General features: G+C 76.0%; 11 protein-coding genes. 6 read left to right on the forward strand and 5 right to left on the reverse strand.

Annotated elements, in window-relative coordinates; translation table 11 throughout:
• Positions 1-27: 27 nt before the first annotated feature.
• A complete protein-coding gene (locus AB0C99_RS06575) occupies positions 28-285 on the reverse strand; it encodes a LapA family protein (protein WP_362470223.1) in 258 nt (85 codons plus the stop codon).
• Positions 286-430: 145 nt separating this feature from the next.
• On the opposite strand from AB0C99_RS06575, the gene AB0C99_RS06580 reads away from it, so the two are divergent.
• The 3 genes from AB0C99_RS06580 to AB0C99_RS06590 all read left to right on the forward strand — a co-directional run bounded on the left by AB0C99_RS06580 (position 431) and on the right by AB0C99_RS06590 (position 4,181).
• Positions 431-1,279: a YhjD/YihY/BrkB family envelope integrity protein gene (locus AB0C99_RS06580; RefSeq protein ID WP_362470225.1), complete on the forward strand. Its 849-nt coding sequence runs from the start codon at positions 431-433 to the stop codon at positions 1,277-1,279.
• 134 nt (positions 1,280-1,413) lie between these two features.
• Positions 1,414-2,394, forward strand: a complete 981-nt coding sequence (locus tag AB0C99_RS06585) for a LysR family transcriptional regulator (protein WP_362470227.1) — start codon at positions 1,414-1,416, stop codon at positions 2,392-2,394.
• Between the two features lie 185 nt (positions 2,395-2,579).
• Complete coding sequence (locus tag AB0C99_RS06590; RefSeq protein ID WP_362470230.1) at positions 2,580-4,181, forward strand: M4 family metallopeptidase; 1,602 nt, start codon at positions 2,580-2,582, stop codon at positions 4,179-4,181.
• Between the two features lie 45 nt (positions 4,182-4,226).
• Here AB0C99_RS06590 and AB0C99_RS06595 read toward each other — a convergent pair whose 3' ends face one another.
• Positions 4,227-4,889 (reverse strand): response regulator transcription factor, encoded by a 663-nt coding sequence (locus AB0C99_RS06595; protein ID WP_362470233.1) that lies wholly within the window; start codon positions 4,887-4,889, stop codon positions 4,227-4,229.
• Positions 4,886-6,061, reverse strand: coding sequence for a histidine kinase (locus AB0C99_RS06600; protein WP_362470236.1), 1,176 nt, complete (start codon positions 6,059-6,061; stop codon positions 4,886-4,888). The genes AB0C99_RS06595 and AB0C99_RS06600 overlap by 4 nt, the downstream gene beginning before the upstream one ends.
• Positions 6,062-6,675: 614 nt before the next feature.
• Here AB0C99_RS06600 and AB0C99_RS06605 point away from each other — a divergent pair.
• The gene (locus AB0C99_RS06605; RefSeq protein ID WP_362470239.1) at positions 6,676-7,947 is read left to right on the forward strand and encodes a hydrolase; all 1,272 of its coding nucleotides are present in this window, start codon (positions 6,676-6,678) and stop codon (positions 7,945-7,947) included.
• A gap of 128 nt (positions 7,948-8,075) precedes the next feature.
• Positions 8,076-8,852, forward strand: coding sequence for a CPBP family intramembrane glutamic endopeptidase (locus AB0C99_RS06610; RefSeq protein WP_362470242.1), 777 nt, complete (start codon positions 8,076-8,078; stop codon positions 8,850-8,852).
• Between the two features lie 28 nt (positions 8,853-8,880).
• On the opposite strand, the gene AB0C99_RS06615 is transcribed toward AB0C99_RS06610, so the two are convergent.
• Together AB0C99_RS06615 and AB0C99_RS06620 are read right to left on the reverse strand one after the other, a co-directional pair.
• Complete coding sequence (locus AB0C99_RS06615) at positions 8,881-10,626, reverse strand: alpha/beta-hydrolase family protein (protein ID WP_362470245.1); 1,746 nt, start codon at positions 10,624-10,626, stop codon at positions 8,881-8,883.
• Positions 10,627-10,641: 15 nt separating this feature from the next.
• Positions 10,642-10,959, reverse strand: coding sequence for a three-helix bundle dimerization domain-containing protein (locus AB0C99_RS06620; protein WP_362470248.1), 318 nt, complete (start codon positions 10,957-10,959; stop codon positions 10,642-10,644).
• A 242-nt stretch (positions 10,960-11,201) separates the two neighbouring features.
• Here AB0C99_RS06620 and wecB point away from each other — a divergent pair.
• Positions 11,202-12,060 (forward strand): UDP-N-acetylglucosamine 2-epimerase (non-hydrolyzing) (wecB, locus tag AB0C99_RS06625; protein ID WP_362470251.1); only part of this gene is annotated, 859 nt, incomplete at its 3' end.

Below are 12,060 nucleotides of genomic sequence, written 5' to 3' on the forward strand. Positions count from 1 at the left end.
TGCCGATTGCCGATAGCCGATCGCGGATCAGCGGCGGGCGCGGCGGCGGTAGGCCATGAACATCCCCATGACGATCCCGACGACGAGCGTCACCGTCAGGACGATCCACAGGGGCAGCGTGACCTCGGGGATCCAGAGGCGGATCGTGACCGAGCCGGTGTTCGCGGCGATGAACCACACGGCCAGCACCGCGAGCACCAGCAGGCCGAGGGTGCGGATCCGGACGTCCCGTCCCTTGACCGTGAGGGTCGGCGGGGCGTGCGGTTTCTCGGTTTGCGGGGCCATGCGTCCAGTATGCGGAGATACGCCCGAATGGGCGACCTCGGTCCCGGCGCGCCGACCCCGCCGGCCGCCCGGGTCGCCGGGCGGCCCCGCGTCGAGTCCAATGGCGGGGACCGGTCGGGGCGGAAAGGGCGGACAGGGAGGCGCGATGTCGTTGGCGGCCCGGATGCGCGGGCTCCGGAGCGCGGCCGAACGCCGCTTCCCGGTGCTCACGGAACTGACGGGCCGACTGGTCGGCGGCAACCTCCTCGACGCCGCCACCCGGCTCGCCGCCCAGGCGTTCCTCGCCGCCGTGCCCCTGCTGTTCGCCCTGGCCGCCTTCGCCCCGACCGGCGTGCGCGACCAGCTCCAGGACTCGCTGCGCGCCATGTTCGGCCTGTCGGGCGGCTCCGACACCCAACTGAGGCAGGTCCTCGACAGCTCGGCGTCCGACGGCCTGCGCGAGACCACCGGCTTCGTCGGCGCCTTCGTCGCCCTGGTCTCGGCCACCAGTTTCAGCCGCGCCATGGCCCGGGTCTGCGAGCGGGCCTGGGGGCTGCCCAAGGCCAAGACCCGGATCGCCGCCTGGCGGTGGACCGTCTGGCTCCTCGCGCTCTGCCTCGTCGTGCTGTTCCAGGCCCCGATCCGCGACGGCTTCGGCGCGGGGGCGTGGCTGGGCACCCCCGTCTACTTCGTCGTCGGGGTGGGCGTCTGGCTGTGGACGCAGCACCTGCTGCTCGCCAACCGGGTGGCCTGGCTGCCGCTGCTCCCCGGCTCGCTGCTCGCCGCCGCCGCGACGACCGCCCTCGCCCTCACCGCCCGCGTCTACATGCCGGGCGCGCTGAACCGGGCCCTCGCCGAATACGGCTCCCTGGGCCTGGTCCTGACGATGCTCTCGTGGCTCATCGGGGTGTGCGCCGCCCTCACCTTCGCCGTCACCATCGGCGCCGTACTGGCCCAGGAACCCCCGCTCGACCGCTACCTCAAGACCGTCCGGAACCGGCCGCCGGAGGACTGACGGGGGCAGATTTTGCCCGCCCGTGGTTGCCGCTCCCACGGCTCCGGCGGACTCTTGGTCACCGTGCCCTCGGGCACCGGTTCTGCTGGTCACGGGGGGTGTACGGGGCCCTCCGCCCTGAGCGGGGAATGTTCATGCACCTCGAATTCCGGCACCTCCGTGTCCTGCTCACCGTCGCCGAGGCCGGCAGCATCCGCAAGGCCGCGGCCCGGCTGCAGCTGTCCCAGCCGGCCACCAGCGCGCAGCTGAGACGCATCGAACACGAGCTGGGCGGCCCGCTCTTCGTCCGCAGCGCCGAGGGCGTCCGGCCGAACGCGAACGGGCAGTACGTGCTGCGCTGCGCCCGCGACCTCGTGGGCGGCTTCGACCGGCTCCGCGCGCACGCCCGCTCCGCCGCCGAGACGCAGGGCGGGACCGCCGCGCCGCTGCGGGCCGGCGGCACCGCCGGGCCCCTGGTCTCCCTCCTCGTCCCCGCCCTCTTCGAGCTCGTGCCGGAGCGTCGGCTCGGCATCGACGCCGGCCGCTCCGTGCACACCCTGGTCAAGTCGCTGGCCCGGGGGAGGTGCGACATCGCCGTCTTCGGGGAGTTCCCGGGCTTCCCGCCGCCCGTCGCCGAACCCGTCGCCACCCGCACCCTGCTGCGCGAGCCCGTCTTCGTGCTGCTCGCCGAGGACCATCCGCTGGCCCGCCGGGACACCGTCTCCCTCGCCGACCTCCGGGACGAGGAGTGGGTGATGCCGGAGGCGGACGAGAGCGGGGTGCACGCCTACCTCCATCTCACCTGCCAGGCCGCCGGGTTCACCCCGCGCATCGCCCATGTGACCTCGGACCTCTCGGTGGCCCGGATCCTGGTGGCCGGGCGGCGCGCCGTCTGCGGGGTGTGGCCCACCGCCGACGTTCCCGGCGAGGGCACCGTGCTGCGGCCCCTGGCCGACGTGCCGTTCCACCGGCGGCTCCGGCTCGCCTGGCGCCCGGACGCGGTCTCCGGCGAGCTGGCGGAGGCGGTCGGCGAGCGGCTGCTGAGCGCCTATCTGGCGCTGGTCCGGCGGCGCCCCGCCTATCTGGCCTGGTGGGAGGCGGGCGGCGCGGAGTTCGCGCTCGGCGCGGACGGCTGAGCGGCCGGGGGCCCCACCCGGGCGCCGGGCCACGGCGCCGCCCCTATAACTCCCCGGCTATATCCCAACTGGGATCACGTCAGGGACATGTCATCAGGTGAACACTTCGCGTCGACGTCCCGTCACCCGACGTCGTCACGTCCCAGGACGTCGTCCCCCCACGACGAGCGAAGGAACACCGCGTCATGCAGCGTCCCCTGCTTGCCCTTTCCACGATGGTCGCCGCCGGAGCCCTCGCCACCGGCGTCCTCGCCGCACCGGCCTGGTCGCAGCCCCACACCGCGCCCCACGGCATATCCGCCCGCGCCGACGCGATAGCCCGCGCCCAGGCCAACGTGACCCGGCACGCCGACACCTTCGGCTTCGGCGCCGGGCAGGCCCTCCAGGTCAAGGACGTCGTCCTCGACGCCGACGGCACCCAGCACGTGCGCTTCGAGCGCACCTACCGCGGCCTCCCGGTCGTCGGCGGCGACTTCGTCGTCCACCAGAAGGCCGACGGCTCCCTCAAGGGCTCCAGCAACGCCCGCGCCCGCCGCGTGGCGCTCGCCACCGTCACCCCCGCCGTCGGCGCCCAGGGCACCGCGGCCGGCGCCCTCCAGCGCGCGCGGGGCCTGGTCCGCGCCGCCCGCTCCACCCCCGAGCTGATCGTCTGGGCCGCCGACGGCACCCCGCGGCTCGCCTGGCGCACCACCGTCCAGGGCCTCGGCGACAAGGGCCAGCCGCACGGCGAGGTCTTCGTCACCGACGCCTCCAGCGGCGCCGCGATCGAGAACTACGACACCGAGCGCGAGGCCACCGGAACCGGCCACTCCGAGTACACCGGCGACGTCCCCATCGACACCACCCAGCAGGCCGACGGCAGTTACGCGCTCATCGACCCGGTCCGCAAGCACGTCACCCGGGACGCCCGCAACGTCAACGCCTCGTCCCTGAACAGCTCCTCGGGCACCCTCTTCACCGACGCCGACAACGTCTGGGGCGACGGCCGGAAGTTCTCCGCGGACCGCTCCACCGCCGCCGTCGACGCGCACGTCAACACCGCCAAGACCTTCGACTACTACAAGGCCACCTTCGGCCGCAACGGCATCAAGAACGACGGCCGCGGCGCCACCGTCTTCGTCCACGTCGGCACCAAATGGGACAACGCCCAGTGGTCCGACGCCTGCTTCTGCATGATGACCGGCGACGGCGACGGCACCACCGACCCCGAGCAGGTCGACCTCGACACCATGGGCCACGAGATGACCCACGGCGTCACCTCCGCCACCGCCAACCTGCGCTACAGCGGCGAGTCCGGCGGCCTCAACGAGGCCACCAGCGACATCCTCGGCACCATGGTCGAGTGGTACGCCAACAGCCCCGTCGACACCCCCGACTACCTCTTCAGCGACCAGTCCACCCCGCCGTGGCTGCGCCGCTTCGACAAGCCCTCCCTCGACGGCGCCTCCGCCGACTACTGGTCCAAGACCGTCGGCCGGCTCGACGTCCACAACTCCTCTGGTGTCGGCAACCACTGGTTCTACCTCGCCAGCGAGGGCAGCGGCACCAAGACGATCAACGGCGTCACGTACAACAGCCCCACCTACAACGGCTCCACCGTCACCGGCATCGGCAACAAGAAGGCATCCGCCATCTGGTACCGGGCGCTGACCGTCTACATGACCTCCACCACGGACTACAAGGGCGCCCGCGCCGCGACCCTGAACGCGGCCAAGGACCTCTACGGCGCCACCAGCGCCGAGTACGCCACGGTCGCCGCCGCCTGGACCGCCGTCAACGTCGCCTGAGCCACCGGCCCCGCCGCGGCGAGCCCCGCCGCGGCGGGCCGCGCCTCAGCCCGGCCCGACCAGCCCGCACTCGTACGCGAAGATCACCGCCTGCACGCGGTCCCGCAGCCCCAACTTGGCCAGCACCCGGCCGAGGTGCTTCTTCACCGTGGGCTCCGCCAGCCCCAGGGCGGCGGCGAGTTCGGCGTTGGTCAGGCCGCGGGCGGCCCCCAGCAGGACCTCCCGCTCGCGCGCGGTCAGCACGTCCAGCCGCTCCCCGCCGTCGTCCTCCGCGGCGGCGGGGAGCCGGTGCGCGAAACGGTCCAGCAGCCGCCGGGTCACCCGGGGCGAGACCACGGCGTCGCCCCGGGCCACGTCGCGGACCGCCGCGAGCAGCTCCTCCGGCCGGCTGTTCTTCAGCAGGAACCCCGACGCCCCGGCCCGCAGCGCGTCGAAGGCGTACGCGTCCACGTCGAAGGTCGTGAGCACCAGCACCCGCGTCCCCGGCACCTCGCGCACCAGCCGCCGGGTCGCCTCGATGCCGTCGGTGCCCGGCATCCGCACGTCCATCAGCACCACGTCCGGCCGCAGCCGCCGCGCCAGCTCCACCGCCGCCGCCCCGTCGGCCGCCTCCCCGACCGGCTCCATGTCCGGCTCGGCGCGCAGGATCATGCCGAACGCCAGCCGCAGCAGCTCCTCGTCGTCCACCAGCAGCACCCGTACGGTCACGGCGCGCCCCCGGGATCCAGCCGTACGAAGACCCGCCAGCCGCCGCCCGGCAGCGGCCCCGCCGCCAGCGTCCCGCCGAAGGCCGCGGCGCGCTCCCGCATCCCGGTCAGCCCCCGCCCGTACCCGGCCGGCTCCGGCCGCCAGGCCCCCCTCGTGTTCGTCACCTCGACCGTCACCTCCCGCGGCGCGCAGCGGACCCGCACCTCGGCGCGCGTGCCCTCCGGCGCGTGCCGCAGCGCGTTGGTCAGCGACTCCTGGACGACGCGGTGCACCGTCAGCTGCGCCGCCGCCGGTATCCCGGCCGGCTCGCCGTCCACCCGCAGCCCGGTCGGCAGCCCCGCCGCGCCCATCCGCGCGCACAGCGCCCCCAGTTGCCCGAGCCCCGGCGGCGCCCGCCGGTCGTCCCCGACGCCGGGAACCGCGTCGGGCCCGGCATCCTGGAGCAGCCCCAGCGCCCGCCGCATGTCCGTCAGCGCCTGCCGCCCGGTCTCCGCGATCCGGGCCGTCACGGCGGACGCGTCGGCCGGCCGCGCGTGCCCCAGCGCGTCCGCCAGCGCCACCACCACCGACAGGCCGTGCGTCACACCGTCGTGCAACTCCCGCGCGATCCGGGCCCGTTCCTCCTCCACCGCGCGCCGCTCCCGCTCGTCGCGGTCCCGTTCCAGCCGCGCCAGCCGCTCCGCCCGCGCGGCCCGCCGGATCCGGACGTTCGCCCCGAGCAGCGCGCTCGCGGCGACCGCCGCCGTCATCGCGGCGGCCGAGGCGAGGAACCGCCCCTCCGGCGCCCAGCGCGCCGCCGCCAGCACCGCCCCGGCCACCGCCACCAGACCGGCCGCCCACGCGGACCGGCGCGGCGACCGCGCGGCGACCGTGCCGAGGGCGACCAGCAGCGCCGCGTCGGCCGGCAACTGGACGCCCAGCAGCCACTGCGCCAGCGCCGCCGCGGCGACCGCCCCGAACACCGCCCGGGGCGCCCGCCGCCGCCACACCAGCGGCAGCACCAGCGCCGTCTGCAGCGCGAAACCCGTGCCGTCCGCGACCCGCCCCGGCCCGAGCGTCACCAGGAACAGGCCCGCCGCCAGCGCGGCGTCCGCCACCAGGGGCGGCACCCGCCCCGGCAGCCCGGCGACACCTCCCGGCAGGCCCGTCCGTACCGCGGCGGTCTCACCCATCGTGTCCGTCCGTCCCTCGCTCGCGTCCGCGTCGTACGGCGTCCCACGCTAGGCGCCCGCGCCCGCGAAGGCGTCCACCCACCGGCGGACACCGGGGGAGACCCCGGTACCCCGGGGCTCCTCCGCGTGGAGGAGTGGGCGTGCCCCGAGGGACCCATGCCCACCGCCGGGTACCGGGGAGGCCCCGGTACCCCGGGCTCCTCCACATGGAAGGGGCGTGCCCCGGGCGATCCGCGCCCACCGGCGGATACCGGGGGGAGACCCCCGTACCCCGGACTCCTCCGTGCGAAGGAGCGGGCACGCCCCCGGGCGACCCCCGCCCACCGGGGGCGCGCCCCGAGGGACCCGCGCCCACCGTCGGATACCGGGAGAGGCCCCGGTACCCCGGGGTTCCGCCACGCGGAGGAGTGGGCCTGCCCCAGGCGCCCCGCGCCCACCGGCGGATACCGGGGGAGACCCCCGTACCTCTGGGCTCCTCCACGCGAAGGAGCGGGCGCGCCCCCGGGGCGACCCCCGCCCACCGGCCGGATCGTCCCCCGGCAGGGCGCCCCGCGCACCCCGGCGGAGGAACCCTGGTGGTGACCCCGCAGCCGTACCGCCCGAGGAGCCCGCCCATGCCCCCGACCCGCCGCACCCTGCTCGGCACGCTCGGCGCCGCCGCGCTCGCCGCCGTGGCCGCGTCACCCGCCTCGCCTGCCACAGCCGCGTCACCGGCCTCACCCGCCGCAGCCCAGGGCCCCCGCTCCGCCCCCGTCCCGCTGCGGCTGCCCGCGCCCACCGGGCCCTTCCCCGTCGGCACCGTCGCGCTGCACCTGGTCGACGACAGCCGCCCCGACCCCCTCGTCCCCGCCAAGCCCTACCGGGAGCTCATGGCCGGGCTCTGGTATCCGGCGGAACCCGCCGCCGGGCACCCCACGGCCCCCTGGCTGGGCCCCGCCGCCGCGGCCGACTGGGACGCGCACTCCGCGCCCGCCCTCGGCGTCCCCGCCGGGGCGGCCGACTGGCGCGGGCTCAGGACCCACGCGCGGACCGGCGCGCCCGTCGCCCGCCGCGCCGGGCGGCTGCCCGTGGTGCTGTTCTCCTCCGGCGACGGCGGCTCCCGCGCCCTCGGCACCACCCTGGTCGAGGAGCTCGCGAGCCACGGGCACCTCGTGGTCGCCCTCGACTCCACGTACGAGGCCGAACAGGTCGAGTTCCCCGGCGGCCGGGTCGAACGGGCCCTCCCGCTCCCCGACGACCTCACCCCCGAGGTCATCGCCGCCCTCCTCGCCGCCCACTCCCGGGCCCGCCTCGCGGACGCCCGCTTCGTCCTCGGCGTCCTCGACCGGCTCGCCTGGGGTCACCGCCGCCCCGGCACCGGGCCCGGCCTGATCGGTCCTCTCCCCGACGGGCTCGCCGAGGCCGCCGACCCCTCCCGGACCGGAGTGCTCGGACAGTCCCTCGGCGGCTCCGTCGCCGCCCAGCTCGCCCACGACGAGCCCCGCGTCCGCGCCGCGGCCGACCTCGACGGCGCCCTCCTCGGACCCGTCGCCGACAGCGGCCTCGCCGCGCCCTTCCTGCTGATGGCCTCCGGTACGAAGACCCTGCGCACCGAACCGAGCTGGGCCTCCTGCTGGGCCGCGTCCACCGGCCCCCGGCACGCCCTGCGGCTGCGGGACTCCGCCCACGGCTCGTACACCGATCTCCAGATCCTCCTGCCGCTCCTCGCCCGCCGCCTCCCGGTCCCCGACGCGGCCGGACTCGTCGGCACCGTCGACCCCCGGCGCTCCCTGGCCGCCCAGCGCGCCGCCGTCACCGCCTTTTTCGGGCGCTATCTGCGGGGGCGGCCCACCGGCTTCCTCGACGCCCCCGGCGCGCGCTGGCCGGAGCTGGAGGTGCTGCGCTGAAACCGGCCCGCCCGGCCTGCCCGGCCCCCACGCGCCGCCGGGCGGCACGGGCGCCCGGCCGGTAGCGTGGCGCGCGCGGGGCGGGCCGAGACACGGAGCCGGCGCGACCGGAGGACGGACGGACCCCTGTGCCTTCCCGCGACCGCGACCCCGGCGCCGCGAGCGGACCGCCCCCGGCGGGCCGCGCCGGAGCGCCCGGCGGCCCGCGCCGCCCGCTCGGCACCCGGGCGGCGGTCGCCCTCGCGGTCGCCGTCCTCGCCGCCGCCAACGTCCTCATCCACCGCTGGTCCGGCCTCGCCGGCGTCCTGACGTCCCTGGCGGCCTGCGCCGCGCTGCTCGGGGTGCTCCGGCTGGCGGGCGGCACCCGCGCCGACGCGGGCCTCGCCCCCGGCACCCTCGCCCGCGGCGCCCGCTGGGCCCTCGCCCTGACCGGCCTGGTCGCCCTCGTCTACCTGGCCGGGGCGCTCCTCCCGGCCACCCGGGGGCTGTTCGAGGACCGGCGGTACGCGGGGATGGACGGCGCGGACGTGGCGCTGCGCGTGCTCGTGTACGTACCCCTCGGCACCGTCCTGCTGGAGGAGACCGCCTTCCGGGGCGTCCTCTACGGCCTGGTCGCCCGGGTGCGCGGGCCTCGCTGGGCCAGCGCCGTGTCGAGCCTGCTGTTCGGGCTGTGGCACGTGCTGCCCTCGCTGGGCCTGGCGACGGACAAGCCCGCGCTCACCACCGTCTTCGGCGGCTCCCCGGCGGGCGCGGCCCTCGCCGTCGCGGCGGCCGTCCTCTTCACCGCGGCGGCCGGTGCCGTGCTCTGCGCGCTGCGCCGCCGCTCCGGGTCGCTGCTCGCGCCGATGGGCCTGCACTGGGCGGTCAACGGGCTCGGCTACGCCGTCGGCTACCTGCTGCGCTGACCGGCCCCGGGCGATCGGGCGGGGGCGGTCACTTCGGCGGGGAGACGATCTCCTTCAGCCGGTCCAGCTCCTGCGGGGTGACCCCGGCCGGGCGCATCACCGCGTTCCAGCCGTCCACGTACGCGGCCTTGTAGACGTGCCCGTGGCCGTCCGGCACCCCGGTGGAGAACGGCAGGTCGGCGGTGACCTGCCAGAACGTCACGAACGGGATCCACACCATCTCGCCGAGCACGTCGGTGCCGGGCGTCTCGCCGATCCAGTCCGGCTCCGAGAGCGCCAGGTCCGGGCTCCACCAGATGATCGGGTCCGACGGGTGCATCAGGTACAGCACCCGGGTCCCGTCCCACGGGCGGTCCGGCGGGGGGATCGGGGCGGCCGGGTCGTCGGTGAAGCGGACGGTCCGCCCTTCCTGGTACACCGGCTCGATCTCCGGGCTGCCCGGTTCGCGGTGGTCGCTGAACTCGCGGAACAGCGTGTTGAAGTTGGGCGGGCCCGCGAACAGCGTCCCGGCGGTGCGGTTGCGCAGGTCGTACTCGCCGCTGAAGGCCGCCTCGCCGCCGAACGAGCCCAGGCTCTCGCCCGCCACGAACAGCCGGGGCCGGTGGTCCTGCGGCAGCTTCGACCAGACGTCGTAGACCGCGTCGAACAGCTCCCGCCCGGCCTCGCGGGCCTTCGACTGGTCGACCAGGTAGGACATCCACGACGGCAGGTACGAGTACTGCATGGACACGATCGCGGTGTCCCCGCCGCCCAGGTACTCGAAGGAGTCCACCGCCGCCGGGTCCACCCAGCCGCTGCCGGTGGTGGTGACCACCAGCAGGTTCGCCCGCTCGAAGCCGCCCGCCCGCCGCAGGTCGGCGACCGCGCGCTCCGCCCGCCCCTCGGCGTCGTCGGCCGTCTCCAGGCCCGCGTACGCCCGCACCGGCTCCTCGGCCGGGCGGTGGGTGAAGGCGCCGATCCGCTCCGCCGTCGGCCCGCCGCCCGCGAACGCCCGCCCCTGGTAGCCCAGGGTGTCCCACGGCACCAGCGAGCCCGGCCCGCCCGAGCGCAGCGCGGAGACCGGCCGGGTCACACCGGGCGGCGTCTTGGCGTCCCGCACCGAGAACGCCTGGTTCATGGCGCTCACGAAACCGCTCAGCAGCACGCCGCTGACCAGGGACCAGGCCAGGGCCGCCACCAGCGCCCAGCCGACCACCCGGGCCGCCTTCGGGCCGACCCAGCGCCCGAGCAGCCGGGCCGCCGCGTGGTAGGCGCGCCGCAGCCCGCGCCCGGCGAAGAGCAGGAGCAGGAAGACGAGGACGGCGACGAACGGGCAGGCGACCGTGGAGGGGACGCTGTAGTCGGTGACGTCCATGAGCTGCCGGATCCGGTGCTGCCAGTACTGCCCGAGCCCGAACGCGAGCCCGAACAGCGCCACCGCGGCCACGGTCAGCACCTGCCACGAGCGGCGCGCGGCGGTGCGGGGCTCCCGGTCGGCGAAGGCCCGCCACACATAGGCGGCGACGACGCCGAGGCCGTAGCCGATGGCGCCGCTGATGCCGGCGATCAGCCCTTGCAGGACGCCGCCGCGGGGGAGCAGCGACGGCGTGAAGGAGAGGCAGGCGAGGAGCAGGGCGCCCCAGCAGCCGGGCACCGTCAGCCGGGGCCACCACCGCCTCCGCCCGCTGCCGGGCTCGGGCGCGGGCGCGGGCTTGGCCTCGGGCTCGGGTCTGGACTCGGGATTGGACTCCGCGGCGGCCCGGTCGGGCGTGGGGTCCGGCCGGTCAGGGCACATGGGCTTCCTCCGCGGTCATGGTCCCCCGGCCCCGGCACCGCTGCCACCCGGACCGCCCTCGCCCTCCGGACCGCCGTCGGAGGATCCGCCCCCGCCCTCGCCCGCGCGGGCGGCCACGTCCAGGGTCCTGCGGGAGCGGCGCTCGACCAGGATCGGGAGGTACGCCGTCACCCGCGCCCCGGCGAAGTGCCCGTACGCGCCGGCCACCGCCGCCTCGACGACGGCCGCGTCGAGGGAGGGATAGGAGGCGGCCAGCCGGGTCGCCAGGGAGGGTACGGAGAACGACTCGTCCGGCCCCGGATCCGTGTCCGGCGACCGCTCGTCGACCGTCATGGGCCCATTGTCGGCGGACCCCGGCAAGATCGCCCTCGGAGCCGGGCGACCCCGCGAGCGCGGGGCCGCCCGGTACCCGGCCGGGGTATCGGGCGGGGGTCGATAGTCCCGGGAACAAGGTCCCGAACCGGGTGAAAGAGGGCCGATGGGGCATCACATTCATTGATGTCGGCAATCATGTTCATCTAGCGTCGAGCTGCATGAACCGGATACACGCACTTCCCTTCCACAGTGTCGCCGTCGTGCTCGGTACCCGTCCCGAGCTGGTCAAGCTGGCCGAGCTCATTCGCGTGCTCGGTCCGGCCGCCCGTGTGGTGCACACGGGGCAGCATTACGACGAGGAGCTGTCGGGTGATCTCCTGGCGGAGCTGGGGCTGCCGGAGCCGGAGTACCTGACCGGGGTCGGCGGCAAGCCACGTGCCGTGCAGATCGCCGCCGCGCTCCACGGGCTGGACGGGCTCTTCGGCACCGAGCCGCCGCTGGCGGTCGTGGTCCAGGGCGACACGAACGCGGCTTTGGCGGGCGCGCTGGCCGCCAACGCCCGCGACCTGCCCCTGGTCCACGTGGAGGCGGGGCTGCGCAGCCACGACCGGGCGATGCCCGAGGAGCACAACCGGGTCCTCATCGACCGGCTCGCCGACGTGCTGTGCGCCGCGACCCCCGACAACCGCGAGCTGCTGCTCGCCGAGGGCGTCCCGGACGAGCGGATCGCCGTCACCGGCAACCCCGTCGTCGAAGCCGTACGCGACCACCTCCCCTCCCGCGAGGCGCGGGACACCGTCCTCGCCGAGTACGGCCTGGATGCCGACGCCTACACGCTCGCCACCCTCCACCGCCCCGAGAACACCGACGACCCGCGCGCCCTGGCCGGGATCCTCACGGAGCTGGCCGGCCTCGCCCGCGAGCTCCCCGTCGTCTTCCCGCTGCACCCCCGCACCCAGGCCAAGATCGAGGACGCCGGTCTCAAGCCCCTGCTCAATAACGTTGTCAAGGCTCCGCCGGTCGACTACGGCACCTTCCTGGCGCTGGCCCGGCACGCGGCCCTGATCGTCTCCGACTCCGGCGGCGTCCAGGAGGAGACCACCGTCCTCGGCCGCCCGC

It is taken from the genome of Streptomyces sp. NPDC048659, from assembly GCF_040650575.1.
Classification (GTDB): domain Bacteria; phylum Actinomycetota; class Actinomycetes; order Streptomycetales; family Streptomycetaceae; genus Streptomyces.

What these genes read in the sequence shown, in the direction of transcription:
- AB0C99_RS06575 (WP_362470223.1), bottom strand. Translation starts at nt 285, where the DNA reads ATGGCCCCGCAAACCGAGAAACCGCACGCCCCGCCGACCCTCACGGTC.
- AB0C99_RS06580 (WP_362470225.1), top strand. Translation starts at nt 431, where the DNA reads ATGTCGTTGGCGGCCCGGATGCGCGGGCTCCGGAGCGCGGCCGAACGC.
- AB0C99_RS06585 (WP_362470227.1), top strand. Translation starts at nt 1,414, where the DNA reads ATGCACCTCGAATTCCGGCACCTCCGTGTCCTGCTCACCGTCGCCGAG.
- AB0C99_RS06590 (WP_362470230.1), top strand. Translation starts at nt 2,580, where the DNA reads ATGCAGCGTCCCCTGCTTGCCCTTTCCACGATGGTCGCCGCCGGAGCC.
- AB0C99_RS06600 (WP_362470236.1), bottom strand. Translation starts at nt 6,061, where the DNA reads ATGGGTGAGACCGCCGCGGTACGGACGGGCCTGCCGGGAGGTGTCGCC.
- AB0C99_RS06605 (WP_362470239.1), top strand. Translation starts at nt 6,676, where the DNA reads ATGCCCCCGACCCGCCGCACCCTGCTCGGCACGCTCGGCGCCGCCGCG.
- AB0C99_RS06615 (WP_362470245.1), bottom strand. Translation starts at nt 10,626, where the DNA reads ATGTGCCCTGACCGGCCGGACCCCACGCCCGACCGGGCCGCCGCGGAG.
- AB0C99_RS06620 (WP_362470248.1), bottom strand. Translation starts at nt 10,959, where the DNA reads ATGACGGTCGACGAGCGGTCGCCGGACACGGATCCGGGGCCGGACGAG.